The following is a 25,561-nucleotide window of genomic DNA, read 5'->3' on the forward strand; positions in this document are numbered from 1 at the left end:
CGACGTCGAGGTCCAGGCGACGCCCTGATCAGCCGGCCCGCGCCGGGGTGACCGGCTCGGGCGCCGGCCGGTCCGCCGAGGGCGGCTCCGGACGGTCGGTGGCCCGGCGGCGACGGAACAGCAGGAGCATCAGCCAGCCGGCCACCAGGCCCCAGAACGCGCCGCCCACCCCGAGCAGGCTCACCCCGGAGGCGGTGACCACGAAGGTGACCACCGCCGCCTCGCGGGCGTCCGGCTCGGCGACGGCCGCCGAGACCGCGCCGGCCAGCGCGCCGAGCAACGCGAGCCCGGCCACCGCCTCGACCAGGATCGGCGGGGAGAGCAGCACCAGGGCGGTCGCGACGCCGGCGCCCAGACCGAGCAGCGCCATGCCGATCCCGGCGGTGACCGAGGCGATCCAGCGCCGGTCGGGGTCGGGGTGCGCATCCGGGCCGGCGGCCAGGGCGGCGGTGATCGCGGCCAGATTCACCGCGTGCCCGCCGGCGGGGGCGCCGAGCGCGGTGGCGAGCCCGGTCACCCGGAGCGCGGAGCCCAGCGGGGCCCGGTAGCCGTACCCGGCGAGGACGGCCGTCCCGGGCACGTTCTGCGCGGCCATGGTGACCAGGAACAACGGCAGCGCGAGCCCGACCACCGCGGGCACGGTCCAGGTCGGCGCGGTGAGCGCGACGGCCGGGGCGAGGTGCGCCCGGGTCGGCCCGGAGGCGGTCAGCGCGATCGCCACCGCCGCCACGGCCAGGGCGCCCGGCACCGCCCAACGGCGGGCGAACCGGTGCAGCACCAGCCAGGCGAGCACCACCGGCCCGGCCAGCCGGGGCACCTCGACCAGCGCCCGGACCGGCGCGGTACACAGCGGCAGCAGCACCCCGGCGAGCATTGCGCTGGCGATGGGGGCGGGGATCGCGGCGACCGCCCGGCCGAGCGCCGGGACCAGCCCGGCGGCGGCGATCAGCACGCCGGTGAGCAGGAACGCGCCGACCGCCGCCGGCCAGCCGCCGGGCACCGGGCCGGTGGCGACGAGCAGCGCCGCTCCCGGGGTGGACCAGGCGATCGCCAGCGGCAGCCGATGCCGCAGGCCCAGCCAGACCGCGCAGCAGCCGGTGGCGAGGCAGAGCGCGAGCAGGCCGGAGGCCGCCTGCGACTGGTCCGCGCCCACCGCTCGCAGCCCGGCGAGGACGACCGTGAACGAGCTGGCGAAGCCGACGAGGGCCGTCACGACACCGGCCAGCACGGGTTGGATTCGACCGGCCACGCCACTCTCCCGTCTGCTGTTCCGTTTACGGAACGACTCGGTGTAGCACGATAGCCGCATGGCAGCAGCCCCACCAGACCGGGACCGGACCCCCGCGGCGGGAGCCGAGGCGGTCGGCCGCCGGGTCCGCGCCCTCCGCGAGGAGCGGGGGATGTCTCTCTCCACGCTGGCCCGGTCGGCCGGCGTCGGGAAGGCCACCCTCTCCGGGCTCGAGAACGGCACCCGCAACCCGACCCTGGAAACCCTGTACGCGGTCACCGCGCGGCTCGGTGTTCCGCTCACCGCCGTGCTCTCCGCGCCGGCGGCGGCACCCACGGTCAGCGGCGCGGCGGTGAGCGCCACCCTGCTGGAGGTCTTCACCGACACCGACGCGACCTACGAGCTGTACCGGATGCGGGTCGTCCCCGGACCGGGCCAGCTCTCCCCCGCACACCAGCCCGGGGTGACCGAGCACGTCACCGTCTTCGCCGGCGTCCTGCGGGCCGGGCCGGTCGACGCCCCGCTGACCGCCGCGGCCGGCGGGCACCTGCGCTGGACCTCCGACGTACCACACAGCTACGCCGCGGTCGGCGACGAGGAGGTGCACGCCAGCCTGCTGCTGCGCTATCCGCGTCGCTGACCCCGCCGCGCCGGCTCCGTTGACCACTGTGGACAGTTCTGGTCGTGGCGGCCGGCAGCAATTCTTTTCATCCGAGAGAGCAGTGCGTAGAGACGCGGAGCGGGTCTTCTTGGCAAGCTTGACCCATGACGCTGATCCTCCGCTCGGCCATTCGCAACGACGTCGGCCTCGTCCGGACCAACAACGAGGACTCCGCTCTCGCCGGCGACCGCCTGGTGGCGGTGGCCGACGGCATGGGCGGGCTCCCCGCCGGCGAAGTGGCGAGCGAGATCGTCATCCGGATCCTGGACGAGCTGACCCCGCCGACCGTCCCCGACGAGGCCGCCGACGCGCTGCGCGCCGTCGTGAGCACCGCCAACCAGCGCATCCGAGCCGCCATCACGGTGGACCCGGCCCGCGACGGCATGGGTACGACGCTGACCGCCGGCCTGCTCGCCGGCGACACCCTGGTCTTCGCCCAGGTCGGCGACTCCCGCTGCTACCTGCTCCGCAACGGCGAGCTGGCCCAGCTCACCCGGGACGACACCTTCGTGCAGGCGCTGGTCGACCAGGGTGCGATCTCCCCCGACCAGGCCCGGCACCACCCGCAGCGCTCCCTGGTCACCCGCGCCGTGCAAGGCTCGGACACGCCGCCGGCCATCGGGGCGCTCGCCGTCGTTCCCGGCGACCGGCTGCTGCTGTGCAGCGACGGCCTGTCCGACTACGTCGAGGACCACGCCATCGCCTCGGCGCTCGCCACCTACTCTGACCGGCAGCAGTGCGGCGAACAGCTGGTCAAGCTCGCCCACCAGGCCGGCGCGCCGGACAACGTCACCGTCGTCGTGTCCGACGTCACCACGGTCTGAGCGGGTCATTTCGGTTGCACGGGTCCCCGGGCCGGGTTGGGATGGGCAGATGCTCATCCGCCGGTTGATCGCCGCCGAGGAACGCCTCATCACCAGCTTCCCGCTGCAGTCGTACGCCTTCGAGGCGTCGCCGATGGCCTCTTCCCGGGTCGAGGAGTTCCGCGAGTACCTGCCGTACAACGCGGGCAACCGGACGCTGGTCGTCGAGGAGGACGGGGTCACGACAGCTGCCGCCTCGGCGGTCCCGATGCGGCAGAACCTGCGCGGCCGCGTCCAGCCGATGGCCGGCGTGGCCGGGGTGGCGACCCACCCGCTGGCCCGCCGGCGCGGGCACGTCCGGGCCCTGCTGCACCGGCTCCTCGACGAGATGCGCGAGGAGGGGCACGCGCTGACCGCGCTCTACCCGTTCCGCGCCTCGTTCTACGAGCGCTTCGGGTACGTCGGGCTGCCCCGCCGGCGTACCGCGGTCTTCTCCCCGGCCGACCTGGCCCCGCTGCTCCGCGCGGAGCTGCCCGGCGAGGTGGTCTGGGGGCGGATCGGCGCCGGCTACGAGACGTGGCGCGCGTACACCGAACGCTGCCTGCACGAGCGGCACGGGTTGGCACTCTTCCCGGACTTCCGGGCGGTCGGCCTGCGCGACCGGGACGATCGCTGGCTGCTCACCGCCGTCCGCGACGGCGAGACCGTCGGTGCGGTCACCTACCGGATCGACGACCACGGCGGTGACCTGGTCGCCGACGACCTGCTCGTCAGCGACCCGTACGCCCGCGCGTCACTGCTCCAGTTCTTCGCCCGTCACGTCGACCAGGTGGAGCGGATCCGCGTCCACCTGCCCGCCGACGAGCTGCCCGAGCTGTGGCTCACCGACCTCGCCGTGCACGTCGAGGCACGGGTGTCCCGGCCCGGTTCGCCCGCCCCGATGGCCCGGCTGCTGAGCCTGGACGCGCTCGCCGGCCTGCCGGTCGGGACCGGCCGGGTCACCGTGGAGCTCGTCGGCGACCGGTGGCTGGCCGGCACCCACCTGCTCGACGGCGGCACCGGACGGCTCGAGGTGACCGCCGGGGACTCCGCGGCGGGCGCCGTCCCGGCCGCGCGGCTCACCGCCGCCGGGCTCTCCGCCCTGGCGTACGGGGTCCTGGACCCGGCCGAGGTCGCCATCCGCGGGCTCGGTGAGGTGCCGGCGGACGCGGCCACCGAGCTACGCCGGATGTTCCCGCGCGAGCTGCCGTACCTCTTCGCCGATTTCTGAACCTGTTTCTCGTTCCGGCTCGGGAGTAGGGTCCTGCGGGTGCCGGAGTGGTTGGAAGCGGGCCTCTGGGGGCTGCTGGCCGGGTCCGCGCTGCTGATCGGGGCGGTCGCCGGATACTTCGCGTGGGTGCCGCGCCGGATCATCGCGTCGGTCATGGCGTTCGGCGCGGGTGTGCTGCTCTCCGCCGTCTCCTTCGAACTGATCGCCGAGGCGCACGCGCAGGGCGGCCTGGTGCCGGTGGCGATCGGGGCGGGGGTCGGGGCGCTCGCGTACACCGGGGCGAACGTCCTGCTGGCCCGGCGCGGCGCGCGGCAACGCAAGCGCTCCGGCGACGAGCAGCCCTCCGAGCAGGAGCAGCCCGGCTCGGGTACGGCCATCGCGGTCGGCGCGTTGCTGGACGGTGTACCGGAGTCGGTGGTGATCGGCGCGAGCCTGCTGACCGGCGGTCCGGTCAGCCTGGTCACGGTCATCGCGGTCTTCCTCAGCAACGTGCCGGAGGGCCTGTCCAGCGCGGCCGGGATGCGGCAGGCCGGCCGCAGCAGACGTTACGTCTTCCTGCTCTGGGCGGCGATCGCCCTGGTCAGCGGCGTGGCCTCACTGACCGGGTACGCGCTGCTCGGCGGTGCCCCGCCCGAGTTGCTGGCCGGCATCACCGCGCTGGCGGCGGGCGCGATCCTCGCGATGATCACCGACACGATGGTCCCGGAGGCGTTCGAGGACGCCCACCTGCTGGTCGGCCTGATCACCGTCCTCGGCTTCCTGGTCGCCTTCGCCCTCTCCCACGCCTGACCTCGCCCCACCCCCCGCCGCACCGCCCCACACGCTCGCCGCGCGCCACCACGCTCGCCGCGCGCCACCTCCCACCACCGCCACCAATTCACGGAAAGAGTGGCTGTCCGGCGCGCGGAGGCCACTCTTTCCGTGAATCAGCGCGGATCCGGGCGGGGCCGGGGGTCGGTCGTCGGGGTGGAGGCTTAGCGGTGGGTTAAGGATCTGGTGGGACTTCCGTGCGGGTGCCGGCGGGCCCTTAGCATCGGGCGGGTGCGCGTGCAGTCCCTCGTCGCCCTTCTCGCCCTCGGTGTCGTCACCGCCGCGCTGCCCGGCTGCGGCTCCAGTGACCCGGCCCGCCCGTCCGCCGCACCCGTCGCCGACACCGGCAGCCCCGCCGGCCCGACGGTCACCCCGACGGCCGGGCCGAGCGCGCGGACAGGTCTCGGTGCCGCGCAGCCGAGCGCGTCCCCGTTCCGCGCCGGCAACCCGAGCGGCGGGGCGGCCGTGCCGGCCGAGGCGCGGGCGGTGGACACCTCGCGCCCGACCCGTACGGTCGGCACCGGAACCGCGGCGAGCTGCACCTCCGAGGCGGTGGTGAGGGCCGTCGCGGCGGGCGGGATCATCACCTTCGACTGCGGCCCGACGCCGGTGACCATCCGGATGAAGGCCACCGCGAAGGTTGTCAACTCCCACGGGCCGCGGATCGTGCTGGACGGCGGCGGCAAGGTCACCCTCAGCGGTGGCGGCAAGCGGCGGATCCTCTACCTGAACACCTGCGACCAGGCCCAGGGTTGGACCACCTCCCACTGCCAGAACCAGGACCACCCGCAGCTCACCGTGCAGAACCTGACCTTCGCCGAGGGCGACTCCACCGGCGACCGGACCGAGGGCGGCGGGGGCGGCGCGATCTTCGTGCGGGGCGGGCGGTTCAAGGTGGTCAACTCCCGGTTCGTCGACAACCGGTGCGACCGGACCGGGCCGGACCTGGGCGGCGCCGCACTCCGCGTGCTCAGCCAGTACGAGAACAAGCCGGTGTACGTGGTGAACAGCACCTTCACCGGCGGGCTGTGCGCCAACGGCGCGGCGACGAGCAGCATCGGCGTGTCCTGGACCGTGCTGAACAGCGTCTTCCGCGACAACCGGGCGGTCGGCACGGGCGCCAACCCCGCCCGGGCCGGCACCGCCGGCGGCGGCAGCGGCGGCGCGATCTACTGCGACGGCAACGAGTTCACCGTCCGGATCGCCGGCACGATCATCGAGGGCAACCGCGCCAGCGAGGGCGGCGGCGCGATCTTCTTCGTCAGCAACAACCGCACCGGCACCCTGCGGATCGAGGATTCGACCCTGCGCCGCAACCCCAGCCAGGGCTTCGAGACCAACGGCTTCCCCGGCATCTTCTTCCTGGGCGCCCGCCCACCCACGCTGGTTGCCGCCACCCTCCGCTGACCGCCCCGCACCTCGGCGTTGACCACGAAGTTGTCGGCCCGGCACGCCGTAGCCGGCGACGGCAACTTCGTGATCGACGACGGTCAGTAGGGGTTGGCCTGGCCGGGCGGTCGGGAGTGGAGCAGGGCGGCGGGGCGGCCGGGGAGAGCGGGGGCGGTCGACAGGGGTGGCGAGTGGGTGCCGGCGCGGTGGGCCATGCCGGTGAGGAGTTCCCGGAGCGCGGTGACCGAGTCGACTTGCGGGGTCCAGCCCAGCTCGGTCTCGGCGCGCTCGCTGGACATCAGCGGCACGTTCAAGGCCAGGTCCACCCAGCCGGCGTCGACCGGTTGCAGCCGTGCCCGCCAGGTCAGCGCCGCCGCCGCGCGCAGCAGCGGCACGGCCACCGGCACCGTCCAGCCGTGGAAGTGCCGGGCCACCAACTCCGGGGTCAGCACCGGGTCCGCGGCCAGGTTGAAGGCACCCCGCGCCTCACCCAGGACCGCCTTCGCGTACGCGTCGGCGACGTCATCGGCGTGCACCGCCTGCATCCGGAGGCGGCGGTTCGCGGGTACCAGCGGAATACGGCCGTACCGCAGCAGCCGGACCGGGACCAGCGGGCCGAGGAAGTATCGGCTGATCTCGGTGCCGGCATCCCGCTGGAAGATCAGTCCCGGCCGTAGCCGGACCACCCGCAGCTCCGGGTGCTCCCGCTCGACCACGTCGAGGAGCGCCTCCACCTCGGCCTTGTCCCGGCTGTACGACGACTCGGGCACCCCGGTCGCCGGCCAGCGCTCGCTGACCGGGTGGTCCTTCGGGCCGGCCGCGTACGTGCCGACGGACGAGGCGTACACCAGGGCGGGGACGCCGGCCCGGACGGCCGCGCCGAGCACCGCGCGGCTGCCGCCGACGTTGGTCCGGTACAAGGTGCGCTGGTCGTGGCTGGGCTGGATCTGCCAGGCCAGGTGCACCACCGCCCGCGCCCCGGCGAAGATCGCGGCGAGCCGCCCGACCGCCTCGGGGCTCCCGATGTCGCACGAGTGCCACTCCACCCGGTCGTACGGCTCCCCCGGGTCCAGCCCGGGCAACCGGCGCGCGACGCCGACCAGTTCCGTTTCGGACTCCCGCCGCAACCGGCGCAGCAGCGCGGTCCCGACGTTGCCGGTGGCCCCCACGATCACGATGCGCATACGGCTGCGGTACCCGCTGCAACCGACCCCAACCCCGGATCGGCCGGGCGGCGCGTAGTGCGACGCCAGATCGCCGATCCGGCGGTGTCCTCGCCAGCGCGACACCCCCACATCGCCGATCCGGCGCGGGTCAATCGCTGGCCAGGGCGGCGATCAGGCAACCGAACGCCGCGACCGACGTGATCGTCCGGGCCAGGTTCCACCGCACCCACGGCGCCTCGAAGCGGTCGCGGACCACGGCCGGATCGTCGGTAGGGCCGGCCTGGTCGAGCTGGTCGTTCAGCGGCACGTTCCACCGCATGGTGATCACCAACGTGGCCCCGTAGAGGACCAGGGCCGCGCCGGTCCAGACCAGCACCGGTCCGTCCGTGAAATGCAGCGCCACCGCCGCCACCAGCAGCACCATCGACCCGAGGAACGCGGTGAGGAACCAGCCGTTCAGGATCCGCCGGTTGATCCACTGCATGGTGCCCACGAAGCTCCGGTCGTCCGTCGCGGCCAACCCCGGCATCACCGAGCACGAGTACGCGAAGAACAATCCCGCCATCAGCCCGGTCAGCAAGGTCGCCGCGGCCAGCACCCCCGTACGTAAGATCGTCATGCCCCGAGCCAAGCGGAGAACGACGCTCCGAGCCACCCCGAAAAGCGGTTCGCTTCGGCGTTCGAGGCCGGGCATCGATGGCTGGCGGAAGCCGGAAGCCCGGCGCGGACGGGGTCCGGTAGCCTGAGCGGGCGGGCCGCTAGCTCAATGGCAGAGCTGTGGACTTTTAATCCATAGGTTCAGGGTTCGAGTCCCTGGCGGCCCACTCTTCCGCAGGTCAGCGGCCCTTCGCGGGGCCGCTGTTGCGGTGAGTCGGGCCGGTACAGCAGCGAAGTACAGCAGTAGCGCCTTACCGGTCCAGTGCGCTGCCGAGCCGCTTGAGGGCGTCGCGGGTGGCCGCCGAGGACACCACCGTGTAGATCTCCATGGTCATGGCGAACTGGGCGTGCCGAAGAATCTGCATCGCCACCCGGGGGGTGCACGTCCAGGTCAGCCAGGAGCGAGGCGCAGGTCCGCCGGGCGTCCCGCACGGTGATCCGCCGGACTCCTGCCGCGTCGCAACGCCGGTCCCAGAAGCGGTTGAAGTTGCGCGGCTCGACCGGCCGGCCGTAGCGGGTGGTGAAGACGAGGTCCGAGGGCTGCCAAGCCGGGCCGGCGGTGTCCCGGGCGGCCGACTGTGCGGCGCGGCGGCGGTCGAGGGCCACGGTGCAGATGTCCGGCAGCGGCAGGGTGGCGTCCGAGGCGGCCGTCTTCGTCTCCCGGTGCAGCAGTTCGGCACCGACCCGCTGGAGCTGCCGGTCGATGGTCAGCTCCCCGGCGTCGAGGTCGACGTCGGCCCAGGTGAGCCCCAGCATTTCGCCCTTGCGCAGACCGAGCACCAGGACCAGGACGTACGCGGCGTAGAGCGGATCGTCGTCGGCGCGGGCCGACTCCAGAAAGCGCCGTGCCTCGTCGCTCGTCCACGCCTTCCGCTTGCGTTTCCGTACCGGTGGCAGCTTCACCAGGGACGCGACGTTGCGGGTGATCAGCCCTTCGGTGATCGCCTGGGACAGCAGCGTCCGGAGCACGGTCCGGAGGTGGGTGACGCTGGTTGCCGAGGGCAGATCCTGGCAGCAGCGGCCGAGGGCACAGCAGCGACGTTGGGCGGGCTTGCGCCGCTCGTCCTTGCCCTGGGCGCAGCACTGGCAGGTCCGCCCGACCTCGTTGATCCACGTCTGGACGTCGCTGACCCGGAGCTTGTCGAGGCGCTTCCGGCCCAGCCCGGGTGCGAGGTAGAGCCGGACCACCACCTCGTAGGTGACGTAGCTGCCGGGGGCCAGGTTCGGCTTGACGATTTCGCGCAGCCAGTAGCCGGCGTACTCCCCTACCGTCGGGGAGCGGGTCGCCACAGGGCCGGCCTTCGCCTGCCCGTGCAGCTTGATCCACTTGTCGTGGACCTCCTCGCGGGTCTTGCCGTAGACCCACTTCCGGCCCCGCTTGCCGTCGGGCTTCTCGACCCAGACGTACGCGGCGAAGCCGTTCCGGTACGGGAAAATCGATCCCTCGCCGTTGGCTCGTGCGCGTGCGGGCATCAGGCAGCCTCCTGGCGTTCGACCTGCTCGCGGATGTAGTCGTCGACCCATTCGGGGAGGATGCGGCGGTACTTGCCGTCCTTGATGGAGCGCAGCTCGCCGGTGGCGATCTTCATCTTGACCTTGGAGATGCCGAAGCCGAGCAGCACGGCGACTTCTGCCGGCGAGTACCAGCGGGGGCGGAGGTCATGGGTCATGCGGCGGCCCCGATGAGCCAGGCTTCGTGGGCGAGTTCTTCCCTGCCGATGCGCCTGCTCTCACGTCGCTGCCGGGCGGCGGTGTTGGCGAGCAGGGCGTCACCTTCGGTGAGCCAGCCGGACCCGATGTAGGTGAGGGTGCCGACAGTCAAGGTGTCGGGCGGTTCGTTGTCTTCGGTGCGACGGTAGGTGGCGCGGGTGTCCCGGAGCAGGGCGAAGGTGACGGAGTAGCGGCGGGCTTTGGTGAGGAAGTGGCCGCCGAAGCCGAGCATGTGCGCCCAACGGCGCAACCCGGCGTAGGGGCGAGGTTTGTTGTCAAGGCTGTCTTGACGGTCGACGGCGGTTGCGGCGCCGCTACTGGTGTCGGTGTGGGTGGGGCGGCCGAGATGCCAGCAGGCGTCGATGAGGCGAGCGATGTGGTCGCCTTCGGGGTCGGCGTAGTCGTCGATCGTGGCCGGGGTGAGCCGGGGGAATGAGTGGTCCGTGGCTTCGGTGGCCTTGGTGGCGTACTTCGCCAGGTAGGCGGCCACCTTGCCGTCCGTCAGCTCACCGCCAGCGGTGTTGATGCGGCGGACGTCGACCTGCTCGCCCCAGGCGACCAGCCAACCTTGCGGCCGGTCGGGGTGCGCGGGCGTGGTGACGGTGATCTGCCGGGCGGCGACGCGGACCGCGTCGTCCAGGTCGTCGACGGTGATGCCGGCCGGCGGCGGCACGAGAGCGTCCGGGTCGTCCGGGTCGACGCCGTCGAGGCGCAGCAGGACGTGGAAGTGCACGGCGGACCGGCGCTGCATCTCGGCGACCTTGCCATGAGACACCCGCACGGGCGGCACCCAGCGGACCTTGCCCGAGGCCGTGACGACCCGGACGAGCGGGATGCCGCGTCGGCGGCAGAGGGCGGCGAGGTGACGTTCGATGGCCTGCTTGGTGCGCCGCCACAACTCCCCTGAGAAGTAGTTCCACACGACCTGGTGGTCATGGTCGTAGCAATCCAGGCACAACGGCCGGCCGAGCCGCGGATCGTCGGCATCGTGGCGGGCGAAGCACGCCGCGGGCTGCCCGTGTGGGCAGGTGCCCGCGTTGCTGCGGGCGCGGCAGGGGGCGGGACGGCAGTCGCAGCGCTGCCGGCTGCGGCAGGTGTGGCGGGCGACGTGCCGGTGGTGGACCGGGCCGAAAGACGGGGCGGTGAAGGTGGCGAAGACGACCGGGTGAAGGCCGACCGATTCGGGGACGCCCTTGCCGCCGGTCAGCCCGCGACAGACGACCTGGTAGGCGTCGCCCTGGTAGACCCAGGCGCAGTCCGGGCACACCGATTCGCGGCGGTTGCCGCACGCCTTGTAGAGCGTCCGGTCGGGCAGCTCGTCGGTGTGCCGTTGGCTGGTGATGCGGCCGGTGTCTCGTTCGACGGCGGCGATGGTGCCGATGAGGCGGATCGGGCGAGCACAGCCGCTGGCGGGTCGGGTGTGCTCCAGCCAGCCGGAGAACTCCGGCGTGGCGGCGCGGTGCAGGACCTGGGCGTCCCGGCCAACAGCGAGGTCGGGCCGGTAGATGGTGAGCGGGATGGTGGACACGACTGTCTCCTCATCAGGGGGTGGCAGGGAGGGGAGACGAAGCACCACCAGCCGTGGACGTGGGTCCGCTGGTGGTGTTCGTCGTGTCTCCTGGCACCGCCGAGAGGGCGGCTGACGCCGGAGGGCGGAGTCGTGGTGGTGCCACGTCCCGCCGATGGGTCGTGTCCTTTCGCGCTCGTGGACTCGGTGATCGGGGCCGGCACGGGTGGGGAGCCTGGGATATCGGCATCCGGCGGTGGCCGCAGACTGCACCCACCCGTCCAGTTGAGCGAATCCGGGCCATCGTGGACGGCAGGACAGGCCGTGCTGGGCCGCTCAATGGATCCGGGAAACCGGCACTACGGCCGGTGCGATCGAGAGCCGGCGGGACGTGGCCCGCATCAGCGGCAAGAAGGCCGCTCGGCATCTCCGACGTCGAGTCCAGCGATCCGGCAGGAAGACCGCGCTAGCGTGCTCGACGAGCGCAAGAGTAGCACCGGGTACCGACACGTCAACCCGCCGTGATCCCCCGGGCCGGGCGGGACGGCCGGCTGCCGGCCGGTGTGGGAGGACTTTCCGTACGTCTATCAAGGCGGCCCTTGACGGGCCGCACGCGCCGCCGCCTGGGCGCGCGCCGGCCGCTGCCGCTGTCGCTCTGCGGCCGTCACGCCGAATGCCCGGCGGCTGGCGCGGAGAGCGGGAAGCCCGGAGTGCCGCCGCGAACGGAAGCCGGTTTGCTGGTGGTGTGGTGGGCCGGCAGCCGGCCGGACCGCGCGGCCAGCAGCCCGCGCGGCGCCAGGGAGCGCACGCCGGCCGCGTCGGCGAGCTGGCGGCGGTCGCGGGGTTGCGGTTACTGCGCCTCCGGCGGGGGCGCTCCGGCTCCAGGATGGCCGGGGCTCCGTCGGCGGGTCGCGGTCCGTGGGTGGTTGCGGTAGGCCATCCCGCCTGCCATCGACCCGGGCAAGCCGAGCAGACCACCGCCCGGCCCGCCAGCGTCCGTACGAGCCGTCAAGGTCCGCTTGACGTGGCGGGCCGGGCGGCGGCCCGCTCCCCAAGGGGCGGGTCGAGGGCAGACGGGATGGCAAAGTCTAGATCAAGCCGGTAATGGCTTATAGCGTCCTGTTCAGATAGCCAGCCACGGACGACAAGAAGTCGATCAGCGGAGTGGGGGGCTGGCGGTAATGGTTCCCTTCCAGGACGTGCGTTAGCCAATGTTGTTTGTTGACATTCGACGGAATCCAGCGCTCAAGCTCCCCCTTTGGCACGATGAATATTCCGATCTCCCGCAACTGGCTGAACAATCGCGGCGCTGACTCTGCGCCGGCATCGGGGATGATGTCTGCTCCGCCCTTTTTTAGCAGATGCCAGGGCGACTTAGGTGCTAGGGCATCCTTGATTGCCTCTGTGATCTTGTCGGGCACCGCTTCTTTTCCGGGCAACCCCTTGAACAGCTCAGCAATCTTGGTTCGAGTGGATTCAGTTGTTGGGACGGAAAGACCAAGGCTTTCAACTGCAAGCTTGACCGCCTCAAAGTCCTTCTCGAAATCAGCCCAGTTACCTCCCGCGTCCTCGATAATTGACTGAAGCAGCCGCTGACTATTTAGGATGTCAATATCAACGATCGCCGCGCACTCGACGTGGAACTCACGAAGTTGCCGAATGCCCTTCCCGATGCGAGCTTTGCCGTTCACGTGGGTGAAGAGGAGATCCCTTGCTCCCGGCAGATCCGAGAGGTGCTCATCCATTACGGCTTGATAGAACCGGCAATCGCTGTCTCCTTCACAGAGTACGACCCCGGCATGGAATAGGCCATCCAGTAGGTTGGAGTAGCGCATCAACGGATCAGCCCAGGTCTCTTGAATTCGCTCTGGGGCCACCGTGCGCGGCTTAAAGACAGGGCCCTTCTTGCTCATTCGTACGATCTGCACGGGCCGATCGCGGGAGTCTAGAACTCCCTGCAAAAAGTCCTCGCTGTGGGTAGCGACAATAAGTTGAGAGGACTTTGGCGATTCATCCATCAGCAACTTGCCGAGCCGGCGAGCCTGTGGCGGATGCAAGAATGCTTCAGGCTCATCAATTATTACGATTGGACGCGGCAATAGCATGACTTGCAACAGTAGGCCCACGAAAGCGCGGACGCCGTCGCCTTGCGATGCGGCTGGCGGTAATGCTGCGTAATGCTTCAGGACGTTCGTTGGCGGAGGCGGCGGAGGTAGTTCTTTCGGATCTTCGCCGATTAACAGCCTGAGCGTTGTTCCGTACCGATTCATGCATACCTTGAACCCAAAGGTGTCCTGGGTCCAGCTCGATAGGCGCTGCATCATGTCCGGGTTGGCGTAGAGAGCTTGGATCGGATCCCCAGGTACATCTGCGAGCATGTCGTACAGTGAGCTCTCGGGTATCAGTCCGAGTCGACTTTCAGCAAATTGCGTAGCGACAAGGAAGCCGCCGAGTTCACTCAGGCGTGGCTGCCCATGGCGAGAAATCACTGCATCGCGAGCTATCTCTCCAAACGAGTTCTTAAAATAGGTGGTGTAATGTTCATAAGGCCGTCGCCTCTCTTCCGAGATATTCCGGCGAAACCAATCCAGTATATCTTCGGAGGTGCCCTCCTTGACTATTTCGACATCGTCCAAGAGTGCCCGGTCATCGGGTGATGGCTCATTCACTAGACGATTTGCAATACTCCGCAGGAGGAGAGACTTCCCGCTGTTATTCGCGCCAACGACAATCAGCGCACCGCCCGGGGGCGCGACCACAGAACTGCCATCCATGAAGCGCACTTCTCTTATTTGCACGTTGAACGACATACGGCCACCCGGGAGAAAGATCGCGGTCGAGGTAGGCAAATAAGGTACCGCATGCAGAGGCCGTGTGAGCGCCTATGTGGGGGAGTATCCGGCCGGACGCCCGTGGACCGTGGCGAACGCGAGTGCAGCGTACGACCCGGAACGTGGCAGGTAGGTGCATGGGGCAAGGAGTCGGGCTCTGCCAGTACAGCAACGTTGCAGGCCGAAGCCGACCCACCGGTGTTGATCGTGCCGCTTGTGCTCGCATCCACCCTCACCGAAAAGCTTTACCGATCTTGTGGGGGGCAAGGGGTCACCTGCGGCACACACGGGCCACAAGACAGCGTGAAACATTGTCAACCAGCGACCAGCGATGACAGCCCGAACGCCCTGTGAGCTGGTGTCAAGTCCTGTTTCCGCTGGTGGCGGGGCTAGCGGCTCTTAGCTCCGCTTCAACGTCTGACAAGCGGAGCCGGGGTGACCGTTGGCGTTGTTGGAGGTTGTGCCGCCCGGGCTACTGTGTACCGCCGGCACCGGATCGGAACACCGCCGAATGGAGGGGCCGACATGAGTGGACAGCATGTACTTGCCCTGGCCGACCTGGAGGAGCACCTGCGCCGCCAGGTGGCCTATCTCAGACGGTCCGCCGCCGCGTACGACGAGGGTGCCATAGACGAGGCGTTCCGGCTCGCGACGACGGTTCGCGTTCTCTGCCACCAGACGGCAAACAGCCGATCCCTGTTGCACCAGCTCGGGCTTCTGCCGCAGAGGCTGCGGTTCGTGAACACGGCCCTCCAGCTGCCGGACCTCCCCCCGGGTTCCTTCGTCGTCAATCCGGGACTATGTACGATTCGCGTAAATTTTGACGTCGGCACTGCCGCGCCCACTCCCGTGCTGGACGACCTTGGCCCCGATCGGACCAACCCGCTTCAAGCCTTCGATGAGTGGTGGGTCACCCGGTTCCTGACCAACGAGTCACCTCTCCGTGGTGGGCGGAGAGCCTTCACCTACAGCCGGCGGAACGTAGTGCTCCAGATGGCGAACAAGGATGGCGGTGCGCATGTGGACCCGCAGATGCCGGAACACTACCGTGCCTTGGTAGACCACGATGGGGTCGTCGGACTGGTGGTAAATGGCCGGCATGCAACGATTCCTCGGCGGGCATTCGTGACTGCATGGATGCGCCAGATCGCTCACGAGGTTCAACGCACCTTGGAGCGTGACTTCCGTACGCGAACCATCTTGGAGGGCCGTCCCAGCGGATCGGCCCGGGGTGACTAGCTGGGTGACGACCGGGGCGGCCGACGCCGGACGCCCACGGACGACGGTGGACTGTTCCGGCAGCTCACCCCGGCTACTCGCCCAGCTCATCGACGGCTGATCATTCTTTCAGACCGAAGAGGTCACTGGTTCGATCGCAGTATCGCCCACACAGGCCGAAGGCCGTTCCCGGGTTCGGGAGGTGGCCAGTCTTGCGGGCCATTGATACCTTCGCAAGCGTGGCTCTGGTCTAGTGAGATCGCCAGCGTAGGAGAGAAATTGGCTCGACGTAAAGGCTCAAATAGTAGGCCCCGAACTGTAAGCACTACCTCCGGCGACCGGTCGCCCTCATTGCACTCTGATCAGGAGCGCGACATCGAGCGGATCACGGCCAGGCTATCCCTGCTCGAAGCCGAACGTGAAAGGCGTCAGGCTCCATGGTATCGAGAAGCCGCTGTGGTTGTTGCAATTCTGGCAATGATCGCATCTGCCGGTGCAGCCTATATCTCTTTCGCGCAAACCCGCGAGCAGCAACAAGTTGCCGTGCGAACCGAGTTGAGTCAGATTATCCAACGATTGCAATCGCTGTCGGCGAGGGACGTGGCCGCCGAACTGAAGGATGATGACGGCCGGTTGATTGCTTACTCGTATTCCGGCGATGTGAACGCTGAAAATCTTGCACTTGCTGAGCAGGCGGCCGTTCTTATCGAGAAAGTACCCGGCGGTGATGGCCTATCCTCCGAGTACCTGGTAATCGCCGACGCCTTCCGTTTCTCCGAGCAGTATTCGCGAGCAATTGAACTAGCGCGGAAGGGGCTTGAGCGACCAGCTAATGCCACGATCCGAAACGGCCTATTGAGGCTCCTCGGCACATGCTACTTCAACCTCGGTGACGCTGCGAAGGGCCGAGACCAGTTCGAACGTGCCCTCCAGTTGGAAAATGCCGAACCGTTGCGGATAAGACAGTGGTCCCAAACAAGTACCCGGACCTACTGGGCAGAGACCGAGCGGCGAGCCGGGAACTGTTCTGAGTTCAAGAATCAGGTTGAACTCGCTCGACAATTAATCAAAGAGATGCCTGACGAGGTTTATCGTCGCAGCGCTACGGACACACTCAATGTTATTGATGTAAAATGCGCTCCCTAGTCGATCCGATCATGTCCGTGTACGGGTCGCAGACGTGTGTTGCGCATCTCCTTGTCGTCGAGCATTGCGCGCCACTCGTCATAGCCGTTGCGTCGTCATTCCGCTAGGCGTGTCTCGGCGAGCTGCGCTGCGGTCTCAGTGTTCAGCCCCACGCGCTCACTCTCCCACCCGTGGGTGGCGGCGACAGCAACGAGCCGGGACACGGGCAGCCGCCGGCGGCCGAGCGCGGACAGTCGCCCCGAGGCCCCGAGCATGGACGGACAACGCCGGACGTAGCGCCTAGAACTTACAAGCGAGGGGTCTCTGCCTGGGCCGTCTACGGGCCGTCAGACAACGACCAGAGACGGCCGGCAACCCCTATCAGCGCCCGAGGAAACAGCAGGTCAGCCACCATGTTCTGACGGCTGACCTGGTGGGCGACGGACGAGTCGACCTGTACGCCGGATTCTGCAGCGGCCCAGACCGCTTGTCGGGTCCCGGACAGATGCCCCTTACTGGCCGCACGCGATCCACTACGGTCGATCTCCATGAAGGGTCTGGCGCGGTACTGGGCTATCTGGCGTTCGTCATCCTCGTCACGGCTTGGTGGACTCGCTCTGTGGGGCCAGTAGCGCTACTCGTGCTATCGCTGTTGGTGACCGGCTTCTTCCTGTTCCAGGCGCCTGTCTGGTGCTGCGCCGTGAACCGCGATGGGACCTTGTGCCGTAACAACTCGGCTGGCCTGCTGCTTTCCTGCAGCAAGCGGCAGCACAAGTGGCAGAAGCTCAGAATGACGTTCGTTCCACATGCCTGGCGGCAGATGAACCGCGGGCTTTGGGCGTCGCCTAGGGAAGGACTGACGACACTGGGCGCCATCGTGGGGATGCTTTCCACGATCGTGGCCACTGCGATCAGCGTTGCCGGGCAGTTTGCAGGCAAGGCGTGATCGACTCCCTAGCGCAACAGCGCCCAGGCGCAACGTAGGCCGTCGCCAGCTCTACCTTCCCACGCGGATACGGTCGGCGGCGTACAGCTCGCGGGAGCCGTCGGCGCGGAAGATCACGATGACCGGGATGCCCTCGCCCATCTCTAGCTCGCGCCGCTCGGCAGGGGTAGGCATCCGCGCGGTGGCGGTGTCGCCCTTGAGGAGAGTCACCGTTTCGGTTGGTTCGACGGCGCGGACGAACGTGCCGCGCGGCGGTTTTACGATCACGAGCCCTTCCGACCGGAGTAGCGCTATCGCCTGCCGCACACTCGTGCGGCTCAGCCCGTGCTCCTGAGCCAGCCGCAGCTCACTCGGCAGCGACGCACCGGGCGCGAGGTCGCCAGACGTGATCCGGTCCCGCAGGAGGTCTGCGAGCTGCCGGAACACGGCCCGATCCGAGCTGGGGTCGATCACGAATGTGACGCTACGTGTCCAACAGTTCTACATCTTATTGTATCTACAGTCCTACGTCGGTACGGTGAACGTGCAGGTGCGGCGACCGGATGACCAGCTCAGGCCCGGCCGCCGCGCCGTCGACCCATGCCTGAGGGGAGATCCGGTGCGGCGCGTCTCGTACGAGGAGTACCTGATAGCCGTCGCCCTCACCCTTGCCCGCCGGCACCGGCCGATCTGGTCCTGGCGGAAGTGGCGGCGGATCTGCCGCTGCGGTGCCGAGCTGCCGTGTCGCGCCCGGCACCGGATGCCGATCAATCGTGGCCACTGGCCAGGAGAGGAGGCGCAGTGAAATACGACCAAGAGCACGCGATCCTGGCCGTACACGTTCGCGGGCTCGACGGCATGTGCGTCGGTTGCCGCGCCTGGTGGTCACGGTTGACTCCGTACCCGTGCTGGCAGGTGGATTGGGCAACCAGCCGGCAGGCCCGGACGATCACCGCTCGCTTCCTGCAGGGTGTGCGGTGACCACCCACGGCCCGGTCCTGCCGATCTGGAGCTGCGGAGGCTGCGACCTGCCCTGGCCCTGCCCGACCCGTAAGCGGGAGCTACGGGCGGAGTATGCGGATGCTCCGGTGTCGCTGGCCCTTTACCTTGGCTCCTACCTCGTCCAAGCCACCGAGGACATGCCGTGGACGCCGGCCGGCGTGCTGCACCGCCGCTTTCTCGGCTGGACCAGGGAGGCCGCTCGGCCGACGCCAGCAGTACAGCAGCGATGTACAGCAACCGTGCCAGCCGAACCGAGCCGAGAAGTGCGCCACCAGCCCGGATGACCTCGCAAGGCACCTGATCCGCCCGGCTTGCCGGCAATCCATAGGTTCAGGGTTCGAGTCCCTGGCGGCCCACCATAGACGGTCTCTGAGCTGCGGCAACGCGGAGAAGAGATCATCGGGCACAACCTAGCGCTGATCTTGACTCGCGGAGATGTCTCGCCGTTTGCTGTCGGCCTACCGGAGAAGGGCTCCCACCACGCCACGAGGCCGGTCCTTCTTCGGCAGCCAGTGGACGTAGGTCTCCAAGGTGATCCGCAGGTTGGCGTGCCTCAGCGCCTTCTGCACGTCCTGCGGCTCGAAGCCGTTGCTCATGAGCGTGGTGGCGAAGAAGTGGCGCAGGAATGGAAGGTCCCTTCCTTCGGCCAGCCAGCGGCCTCGCGCCAGCCCGCCCACAGTTCCGCCCAGTAGCGATCGTTGATCAGCTTCCCAAGCTGACAGCGTCACATGCGCTGGTAGCCTGACGCGGCTCGCGTGAGAGATTGGGTCTGCCACGTGCTCTGGATGGTGCTGCGTAGGTTAGTCGCGGTGGCGGCCGCCTGCATGGTGGCGGCGTGCGATTCTTCAACGGCTCATACAGCGGATGGATCAGCGGACGAAGCGATCGCTTCCACGGCGCAGGCGACAGGCTCGGCCACGGCCACGAAGCCGGCTCCCACCGCAGTTCCGGCGACCGGCGGATCCGGCTATTCCGCGACGCTGTCCGCACGCTTGGTGACCACGGATTCACTGCCGCCTGGATTCACTGTGGAGATCGCGACAGTCATGGCGTCGGATGCTGGCGATCAACCCTCAGGCGCCGGCGTGGCCTGTTCGGACAGCATGATCCCGCTGCTGTCGGCCACGCGGCTAACCGGGACCCCGTCAGCGATGGCCGCAGCGACCCTCAGCTATGACGGGGACCCCGATGGCTGGGGCTGGGTGGGAACTGAAGTCCTCAGGACCTACGCCGATGACGGTGCACGACGAGCGATGACCGACCTACGGACCTTCATCAGCCGTTGCCCCACCCTCGTCGTGTCGTCCGGCCTTGGCATCGGCGACAGGTATCGCTTCGCAGTGGCAGCAGGGCCGCGGCTGGGCGATGACAGCATCCACGTCAGCTGCAGCACGACGTCCGGTTCTGGCACCCTGGAATGGGACAGCGTACTCGTCCGGATCGGCACCACTCTGGTGGTCGTCAAGGAGCAGGGCAACGAACCCGGCGGCGACAAGTACCTCATCCAGCTCGCCGAAGCTGCGCTCCGCAGATACCAGGCGACTGGATCGTGAAGGGCCTACGCGGCCCGATACACGGCCGTTCGTGATCTGGTTCCACCAGGTAGGGGTACCGTGTCCCGGCTAGTGCCGAATGGCCCACCTCATGGGCCCCATCGTCAGCAAGAAGTCAGCGAGATGTGCGACAACAAGCGATAGCCGCTGGCACTGGACAGCGAGGCCCGACGCGAGCGCCACTCACCGACCCTGATCGGCGAGCGTTAGCTGCATCGATCCGCCTCTGCAAGGCAGGGGTCGGCGACGTGCCGGCCAGTGACGAACGGCAGGCTGGGTGCCTCAGCGGCCCGCGCGGAGCCACAGCACCATGAGCGCCGCGCCGATACCGCCAAGCGCGAGGATCGCCCCACGGGGTAGTTGCCGCGACACCGGGGGGAGCGCGCAGCCCATGGGCTGGTAATCGACGCTCAGCTCCGCGTGTAGCGCCGGGAGCCCCTGGCCGGCAAACGCCGCCCGGTCGATGCCGCAGATGACCGGACCGCCTTCAGTGTCGACCTCCACGAGCGCCGTCACCAGCTGGCCGCCGCTGTCCCGTTGGACGGCTATCACGGTGCCGCGAAGCAGTTCCCCCGCCGGCGGGGGCGGCCCCAGGTCGGAGAAGAGACCGGCCAAAAGGATCAACAGGGATGCCACCAGCCCCGAAATGGGGACCGCTGGATAGGCCCGGGGAAACATGCAGCGAGGCTAGTGCGGGCGATCAAGTCAGCGCGGGGCCGAAGGTGAGGCCGGCGGATCGACGGGAGTTGGCGCGACCGCGGATCGACCGACTGACGACCTACTGGGCCCGCATCCAGCCCCTCTGCCGCGCCTTGCACGCGTTCGGGGCGAAGCGCGCGGCGGAGGCCTGCGGACGGACGGCTCGGGCGGGACGGACGTAGACGGTGAGTGATGGACTGGCGAGATCATCGGGCACAAGCCGGGCACAACTGACGCCGACAAGGGCTGTCAACCGCTGTAAGGCAACAGCAGACGCCGCCCAGATCAGCAGGCCGATCCGTCCGATAGCAGATGATCGAGATGTCTCCCGAGGGGTTCAGGGTTCGAGTCCCTGGCGGCCCACTCGTACGCAGGTCCCCCGCCCCAGGGCCGCTGTTGCCGCGATCGCGCACACAGCAGCGAAGTACAGCAGTGGATCGGCCGCCAGCGTTGACCCTCCTGTGTTTGGCACGCTCTCCGAAGCTGCAGCAGTTCGGCACCGACCCGCCCGGAGGGCCGCCGCACGATGACAGGCCGTTTGGTGGGGAACTGGTGTGCCAGCAGCCGGCCGGGGCGCGGCGACACCGCCGTGCCGTAGGGCGAGTCACGGTCGGTCGTGGTGGGAGGATGCGGCGCGGAGAGTGCGGCGCCGCCCCTCCGGCCGGCGATCGCCGGCACGCCAGGGGCCTGCCTAGGGGACACGCGCCGCATCCCACCACGACCTCATCGCGACGCAGGCGACAAGGGCTCTACAGGCTGGCTCTGCGCCGAGTGACCAGATGCCCGCCGATGAGCAGGGCCGCCGCTGCGGTGCCCATAACCGTGTTCCATGAGGACGGAGCGTGATAGAAGATGCCGCCAGCCGGAATGTCGCCCGCCCACGTTATGGACACTGTGTCAGTCAAGACTTTGGCCAGGAGTAGGCCTACCGCTGCGAACGCTGCCCGCGAGTCGAGCAGGGTCGCGACGGCGCATAGCGCCACAACAGTCAGCGTCATCACTTGCTCGTAGTGAGGGGGGAACACCGGTTCGGACGAGAGCAACTGCGGCCCCCAAAATATTGCCATCATCGCCGGCACGGCGAGCCACCAGAGGCCTGGCAACACAGCTCGATGCGTGCGCTGGATGAGAGCCACGACCACTAGAAGAATGATCTCGGTAGCCACCGGCAAGGACACCGAGTGGTACCCCTGCAGATAAATCGCTTGCCACCCGAGTAAGGCCAGCAGCGCCACCCAGCGACGGTCTCGCAGTATGGCGAGAAGGGCGAGCACGCCGAAGGCCAGCTTGGCGAGGCCGGCGCGATACACAAGCCCGTCCAGCGTGGTCAGAATGATCAGGTCCGCCAACTGGGACGCCAACAGGAGGATTACCGCAACGCGTAGCCCAGCGGCCCAGGTGGCCCGTGGTGCCCGGTCCTTGTCCGAGTTCAGCCGAACACGCACCCCGGACGTCAGCAGCGCTATCGCCTCACCAGCCGGGGGCCAGCGTCGACTGGAATCGGCTCGCATCAGCAACGTTCCGAGCAGTTCGTCGCCCCACTGCCGACGGTGCCGGGCGGGGTAGGCGCGCAGCAGAATCTCGTACCGGCGAGCCAGCTTGTCGCTCACGCGAACCTCACCGCTGACGTCTGAACGGCCGACCGCTTAGCGGGATCGGTCACCACGGTTGCGGCAGCGGCCAACCTGGCAGCCTCGGCTCGAAGGACGTCCCGACCGGCAGGAGTCAAGGCGTAGGAGCGCCTGGTGCGTCCATTGACGATTTCCTCGCTGACGACTTCGACCAGCTCGGCTCGATGGAGCCGGTCGAGTACGGCATACAGCGTGCCGGTGGCCAGCCGCACGGTCCCCTCGGACAGGGCTTCGACCTGGCCGAGGATCGCATAACCGTGGCGCGGGCCGTCGAGCAACGACGCCAGAACGAAGTAGCTCGGAGCCTGAAGTCTCCCTTGTCCCATAGTCATGACGAAGTTATATACGCGTAGAGCGTATATGGCAAGCACGCGCGCTATGCTGACCCAGCATTCGACTGTGACGGTCGACGGCTGAGCGTGCCCGATACAGAGGTCACCACTGGTCCACAGCGACAAGCCGGCACACCGCATTGAGACGCTGCTGTGGGCAACCGAGCCCGGGCTGCCACCACGGACGATGGTGGCGTTCGCGGTACTGCTGACGATCGGACTGGGCTGGGCGGCTTTCGGCGGCTGGGCCGTGACCCGCCGGGCGCCGATGTTCGCTCAGGATCGCGTCGTCGCGGGCTGGCTCGGACTGGGCGCCTGGCTGCTGTTCACCGTCGGCGGGCTGGTCATCACCACCCTGCGGCACAAGCTCGAGCCGTCGCTGGTGGTCGTGGAATTGGCGTTGGGTGTCCTGGCCATCGCCAATCTGCGCACCGCCCGACGTGCGGGGGCGGCTCTGCTACCCCGCAAGGAACAGCTGAGCCAGCTTCCATGAGCCGCGGGCAAGGGGCAGGGGCACGCTCGAAGGACTTCGCGCACTCCACTAGCGCCAATCGGTTTGTTGTGCAAACCTATCTGCATGACTACCGATCCGATACCCGCCGGCGGTGACCCACGCCGGCTGCTGGCTGACGCGCGTGACCTCGCGCGCCGGGTCCGTCTTGCCCAGCGGGTGACGTGGCTGCCGCTGCTGGTGCTGGCCCTGGTGACCTTTGGCGCGATTCCCGTTCACCGGTTCGGCCACCGGGCCGTCAGCGACTGCCACGTGGTGGACGGCGGCCAGGTGTGCAAGGTCGAGTTTCAGGCCGTGGGGTTCTACTGGCTGGCGGCGATGGTGGTGGCATATGTGGTGATCGCCGGCGGATACCTGCGGGTCGCCCGGGCCCGGGGGCTGGGCGCCCGGGTGCTGCCGTACGTGCTCACCGGCGTCGCGCTCGTGGTGCTGGCCTCCGTCGTCCCGCCGGATTGGATCTTCCCCGACCCGAACGCGTACACCGACAACCCGCCTGGCGTCGACCTCTTCCTGACCCGGCTGCTCGCTCCGGCCGGCTTGATCGGGTTGGCCCTGCTGGTGCTGGCCTGGCTGGAGCGGCACGTCGCGCTGCTGCTGTTCACACTCGGGTACCTCGCGGTGGTGCTGGTGCCGATCAACTTCGGGTGGGGGGTCGGCTGGGGCAGCCGGTGGGGGGACGCGCCACCGCTGGTCATCAGCGGCGGCCTGCTGCTGCTCGGCGCGATCGGCTTCGCCCTGGCGCAACGACTGCGGTGGTACCGGTGAGCGACCCCACCGACGGCCCGACGTCGGAGCCGACCCCACCCGCCCACCCGGTCAACGGGCTCGACGACCTGGTCCACCAGCGGGTCCGCCTCGGCATCCTCACCATCGCGCACGAGGCGCGCCGGGTGGAGTTCAGCTACCTGCGCACCCAACTGGAGCTGACCGCCGGCAACCTCTCCCAGCACCTGGGTGTACTCGAGACGGCTGGCCTGATCGAGGTGGAGAAAGGGTACGCCGGCCGGCGCGCCCGCACCTGGATCACGCTCACCGAGGCCGGGCACACCGCGCTCGCCGAGGAGATCGCCCGACTGAAGCTGCTGATCAGCCGGGTCGAGACGGCTGGCGGCCGGTAACTGCCGGCGGACCCGGGGAATTGATCACGTGTCGGCGATTCCGGCGGCCGGCACGGCCTTCCGTCCCGGACGGGACCTCAGGTAGAGCCACAGCGCGGCGAGCGCGAAGAGCACCAGCACGGTCGGCACGTAGGGGTCGACCGCGAGGCGCAGAGACAACCCCTGCATGCGGCCCGCGATCCAGATCAGGCCCTTCGGGATGTATGCGCCCGTCTGCCGGTCGATACCCGGCCACACGAGGAAGGGCAGGAACGCGGCGACCGCGACGACGCCGGCGAGCACGCGTGCCGCGCCGTGCGAACGGCGTACGAGGTCGACGAGCACGACCGCCATCGGGCCGATCCACAGCCAGTAGTGCGACCAGCTGATCGGCGAGATGAGAAGCGCGGTGAAGCCCACGACGATCATGCCCATGGCCTCCTCGCCACGCCGCTGCGCTGCGACCGCGAGGGCGAGGGCGGCGACCGTGACGGCGACCACCGACAGCATCCACCAGATCGAGTTCTGCTCGTCCGTCCCGATCAGGCGTGTGACGAAGCCCTGCAGGGACTGGTTGCCGCCATAGCGCGGGCTGCGCCCCATCAGCACCCGGTGCGAGTCGAACGCCCGCCCGCTCAGCCAGTAGTCGACCGAACCGCCCGGCTGGATGAGCACGCCCAGCAGCGTGAGCACCACGAAGGTGCCCGCCGCGACGCAGGCGGCCCGGATCCGCCGCGTGAGCAGCAGGTAGACCACGAAGAGACCGGGCAGCAGCTTGGTCGCGGTCGCGACGCCGATGCCGACGCCCTTGAACCGGCTCCGGTCGGACAGCGCGAGGTCGGCCACGACCAGCAGCATGACGAAGATGTTGATCTGACCGAGGTTGAGGTTGCGCTGCAGCGGCTCGGTCCAGATCAGCACCGCGCCGACGGCGGCGACAAGACCGAGTCGGCCGCGGGTGCCCTCGTACCCGAGCATCCTGGTGGTGAACCACACGGCGGCGAGCATCGCCCCGATACCCGCGGCGTTGAACAGGAGAAGGGCGGTTCGCTCATCGACCCAGGTCAACGGGATCAGGATGGGCAGGGTGATCGGCGGGTAGGTGTAGGGAAGGCCGAGATCGGTGTACCCGAGCTGGTAGACGGGCTGCCCGTTCAGGAACGCGTGGACGCCGCCGAGGTACATCTGGAAGTCATGCTTGAGGAGGACGAACTTGTGGTTGCGCAGGAAGACGCCGTACGACGCGAGTGAGACGGCCAGCACGGCCAGACCGGGGATGAAAAGCCAGTTCGGCACGGTGGTCCGCGGGCGCGCGGCATGATCGGACGCCACGCCGTCGGCGAACTGGCGGATGCGCTGGATGACCATGATGGGCTGCATCCTAGCCGGGCTGTCGGCCTGGCACGTAGCGGCCCGATCCGCATCTGCGCAGCTTA

General features: G+C 68.9%; 26 protein-coding genes, 1 tRNA gene and 1 pseudogene. 15 read left to right on the plus strand and 13 right to left on the minus strand.

Translation table 11 applies throughout. The features are described 5' to 3' along the window. Positions 1–28 precede the first annotated feature (28 nt). Complete coding sequence (locus ACNAVT_RS10010) at positions 29–1,249, minus strand: benzoate/H(+) symporter BenE family transporter (protein ID WP_416294948.1); 1,221 nt, start codon at positions 1,247–1,249, stop codon at positions 29–31. Positions 1,250–1,307: 58 nt separating this feature from the next. On the opposite strand from ACNAVT_RS10010, the gene ACNAVT_RS10015 reads away from it, so the two are divergent. The 5 genes from ACNAVT_RS10015 (at position 1,308) to ACNAVT_RS10035 (ending at position 6,179) form a co-directional block, all read left to right on the plus strand. Continuing rightward, entirely contained in the window at positions 1,308–1,868 is a 561-nt protein-coding gene (locus ACNAVT_RS10015; RefSeq protein WP_416294950.1) for a helix-turn-helix domain-containing protein, read from the plus strand. 125 nt (positions 1,869–1,993) lie between these two features. Beyond that, positions 1,994–2,713, plus strand: coding sequence for a PP2C family protein-serine/threonine phosphatase (locus ACNAVT_RS10020; protein ID WP_416294952.1), 720 nt, complete (start codon positions 1,994–1,996; stop codon positions 2,711–2,713). A gap of 49 nt (positions 2,714–2,762) precedes the next feature. Further along, positions 2,763–3,962, plus strand: coding sequence for an enhanced intracellular survival protein Eis (gene eis / locus ACNAVT_RS10025; RefSeq protein ID WP_416294954.1), 1,200 nt, complete (start codon positions 2,763–2,765; stop codon positions 3,960–3,962). Positions 3,963–4,001: 39 nt separating this feature from the next. After that, a complete protein-coding gene (locus tag ACNAVT_RS10030; protein ID WP_416294956.1) occupies positions 4,002–4,751 on the plus strand; it encodes a ZIP family metal transporter in 750 nt (249 codons plus the stop codon). Between the two features lie 252 nt (positions 4,752–5,003). Further along, positions 5,004–6,179 (plus strand): hypothetical protein, encoded by a 1,176-nt coding sequence (locus ACNAVT_RS10035; protein WP_416294958.1) that lies wholly within the window; start codon positions 5,004–5,006, stop codon positions 6,177–6,179. Between the two features lie 83 nt (positions 6,180–6,262). Here ACNAVT_RS10035 and ACNAVT_RS10040 read toward each other — a convergent pair whose 3' ends face one another. Beyond that, on the minus strand, positions 6,263–7,345 hold the full coding sequence (locus ACNAVT_RS10040; protein WP_416294960.1) for an NAD-dependent epimerase/dehydratase family protein: 1,083 nt from the start codon (positions 7,343–7,345) through the stop codon (positions 6,263–6,265). A gap of 130 nt (positions 7,346–7,475) precedes the next feature. Continuing rightward, complete coding sequence (locus ACNAVT_RS10045; protein ID WP_416294962.1) at positions 7,476–7,946, minus strand: DUF1772 domain-containing protein; 471 nt, start codon at positions 7,944–7,946, stop codon at positions 7,476–7,478. 133 nt (positions 7,947–8,079) lie between these two features. On the opposite strand from ACNAVT_RS10045, the gene ACNAVT_RS10050 reads away from it, so the two are divergent. Continuing rightward, positions 8,080–8,151, plus strand: a tRNA-Lys gene (locus ACNAVT_RS10050). 84 nt (positions 8,152–8,235) lie between these two features. On the opposite strand, the pseudogene ACNAVT_RS10055 reads toward ACNAVT_RS10050, so the two are convergent. The 4 genes and pseudogenes from ACNAVT_RS10055 to ACNAVT_RS10070 all read right to left on the minus strand — a co-directional run bounded on the left by ACNAVT_RS10055 (position 8,236) and on the right by ACNAVT_RS10070 (position 14,011). Beyond that, positions 8,236–9,457 (minus strand): annotated as a pseudogene (locus ACNAVT_RS10055) (tyrosine-type recombinase/integrase). Continuing rightward, positions 9,457–9,654 (minus strand): excisionase family DNA-binding protein, encoded by a 198-nt coding sequence (locus tag ACNAVT_RS10060; protein WP_107075187.1) that lies wholly within the window; start codon positions 9,652–9,654, stop codon positions 9,457–9,459. Before ACNAVT_RS10060 ends, ACNAVT_RS10055 begins: the two are co-directional and overlap by 1 nt. Further along, complete coding sequence (locus ACNAVT_RS10065; protein ID WP_416294964.1) at positions 9,651–11,222, minus strand: replication initiator; 1,572 nt, start codon at positions 11,220–11,222, stop codon at positions 9,651–9,653. Before ACNAVT_RS10065 ends, ACNAVT_RS10060 begins: the two co-directional genes overlap by 4 nt. 1,088 nt (positions 11,223–12,310) lie before the next feature. After that, complete coding sequence (locus tag ACNAVT_RS10070) at positions 12,311–14,011, minus strand: ATP-dependent nuclease (RefSeq protein WP_416294966.1); 1,701 nt, start codon at positions 14,009–14,011, stop codon at positions 12,311–12,313. 546 nt (positions 14,012–14,557) lie between these two features. On the opposite strand from ACNAVT_RS10070, the gene ACNAVT_RS10075 reads away from it, so the two are divergent. From ACNAVT_RS10075 to ACNAVT_RS10085, 3 genes are all read left to right on the plus strand, one after another. Further along, positions 14,558–15,271 carry a hypothetical protein gene (locus tag ACNAVT_RS10075; protein WP_416294968.1) on the plus strand — a complete coding sequence of 238 codons (714 nt, stop codon included), beginning with the start codon at positions 14,558–14,560 and terminating at the stop codon, positions 15,269–15,271. Positions 15,272–15,601: 330 nt separating this feature from the next. Further along, entirely contained in the window at positions 15,602–16,396 is a 795-nt protein-coding gene (locus ACNAVT_RS10080) for a hypothetical protein (RefSeq protein WP_416294970.1), read from the plus strand. Between the two features lie 634 nt (positions 16,397–17,030). Beyond that, positions 17,031–17,321: a hypothetical protein gene (locus tag ACNAVT_RS10085; RefSeq protein WP_416294972.1), complete on the plus strand. Its 291-nt coding sequence runs from the start codon at positions 17,031–17,033 to the stop codon at positions 17,319–17,321. Between the two features lie 51 nt (positions 17,322–17,372). Here the strand turns inward: ACNAVT_RS10085 and ACNAVT_RS10090 are convergent, their stop codons facing one another. After that, positions 17,373–17,774 (minus strand): GntR family transcriptional regulator, encoded by a 402-nt coding sequence (locus ACNAVT_RS10090; protein ID WP_416294974.1) that lies wholly within the window; start codon positions 17,772–17,774, stop codon positions 17,373–17,375. A 126-nt stretch (positions 17,775–17,900) separates the two neighbouring features. Between ACNAVT_RS10090 and ACNAVT_RS10095 the strand changes: the two genes are divergently transcribed. Then, entirely contained in the window at positions 17,901–18,281 is a 381-nt protein-coding gene (locus ACNAVT_RS10095) for a hypothetical protein (protein WP_416294976.1), read from the plus strand. Continuing rightward, positions 18,278–18,586, plus strand: coding sequence for a hypothetical protein (locus tag ACNAVT_RS10100; RefSeq protein ID WP_416294978.1), 309 nt, complete (start codon positions 18,278–18,280; stop codon positions 18,584–18,586). Before ACNAVT_RS10095 ends, ACNAVT_RS10100 begins: the two co-directional genes overlap by 4 nt. Before the next feature lie 174 nt (positions 18,587–18,760). On the opposite strand, the gene ACNAVT_RS10105 is transcribed toward ACNAVT_RS10100, so the two are convergent. Then, complete coding sequence (locus tag ACNAVT_RS10105) at positions 18,761–18,979, minus strand: tyrosine-type recombinase/integrase (protein ID WP_416294980.1); 219 nt, start codon at positions 18,977–18,979, stop codon at positions 18,761–18,763. 99 nt (positions 18,980–19,078) lie between these two features. Here ACNAVT_RS10105 and ACNAVT_RS10110 point away from each other — a divergent pair, with 99 nt between their 5' ends. Continuing rightward, complete coding sequence (locus ACNAVT_RS10110) at positions 19,079–19,855, plus strand: hypothetical protein (RefSeq protein ID WP_416294981.1); 777 nt, start codon at positions 19,079–19,081, stop codon at positions 19,853–19,855. A 282-nt stretch (positions 19,856–20,137) separates the two neighbouring features. Here ACNAVT_RS10110 and ACNAVT_RS10115 read toward each other — a convergent pair whose 3' ends face one another. The 3 genes from ACNAVT_RS10115 to ACNAVT_RS10125 form a co-directional block, all read right to left on the minus strand. Next, positions 20,138–20,533 (minus strand): hypothetical protein, encoded by a 396-nt coding sequence (locus tag ACNAVT_RS10115; RefSeq protein ID WP_416294982.1) that lies wholly within the window; start codon positions 20,531–20,533, stop codon positions 20,138–20,140. A 770-nt stretch (positions 20,534–21,303) separates the two neighbouring features. Then, positions 21,304–22,164, minus strand: a complete 861-nt coding sequence (locus tag ACNAVT_RS10120; protein ID WP_416294984.1) for a hypothetical protein — start codon at positions 22,162–22,164, stop codon at positions 21,304–21,306. Beyond that, positions 22,161–22,517, minus strand: a complete 357-nt coding sequence (locus tag ACNAVT_RS10125; RefSeq protein WP_416294986.1) for a PadR family transcriptional regulator — start codon at positions 22,515–22,517, stop codon at positions 22,161–22,163. The genes ACNAVT_RS10120 and ACNAVT_RS10125 overlap by 4 nt, the downstream gene beginning before the upstream one ends. A gap of 190 nt (positions 22,518–22,707) precedes the next feature. On the opposite strand from ACNAVT_RS10125, the gene ACNAVT_RS10130 reads away from it, so the two are divergent. From ACNAVT_RS10130 to ACNAVT_RS10140, 3 genes are all read left to right on the plus strand, one after another. Then, entirely contained in the window at positions 22,708–23,010 is a 303-nt protein-coding gene (locus ACNAVT_RS10130; RefSeq protein ID WP_416294988.1) for a hypothetical protein, read from the plus strand. A gap of 84 nt (positions 23,011–23,094) precedes the next feature. After that, positions 23,095–23,793 carry a hypothetical protein gene (locus ACNAVT_RS10135; protein ID WP_416294990.1) on the plus strand — a complete coding sequence of 233 codons (699 nt, stop codon included), beginning with the start codon at positions 23,095–23,097 and terminating at the stop codon, positions 23,791–23,793. Continuing rightward, complete coding sequence (locus tag ACNAVT_RS10140) at positions 23,790–24,146, plus strand: winged helix-turn-helix domain-containing protein (protein ID WP_416294992.1); 357 nt, start codon at positions 23,790–23,792, stop codon at positions 24,144–24,146. The genes ACNAVT_RS10135 and ACNAVT_RS10140 overlap by 4 nt, the downstream gene beginning before the upstream one ends. A gap of 24 nt (positions 24,147–24,170) precedes the next feature. Here the strand turns inward: ACNAVT_RS10140 and ACNAVT_RS10145 are convergent, their stop codons facing one another. After that, entirely contained in the window at positions 24,171–25,493 is a 1,323-nt protein-coding gene (locus ACNAVT_RS10145) for a glycosyltransferase 87 family protein (protein ID WP_416294993.1), read from the minus strand. Between the last annotated feature and the right edge of the window lie 68 nt (positions 25,494–25,561).

It is taken from the genome of Micromonospora sp. SL4-19, from assembly GCF_047921475.1.
Lineage (GTDB): Bacteria > Actinomycetota > Actinomycetes > Mycobacteriales > Micromonosporaceae > Micromonospora.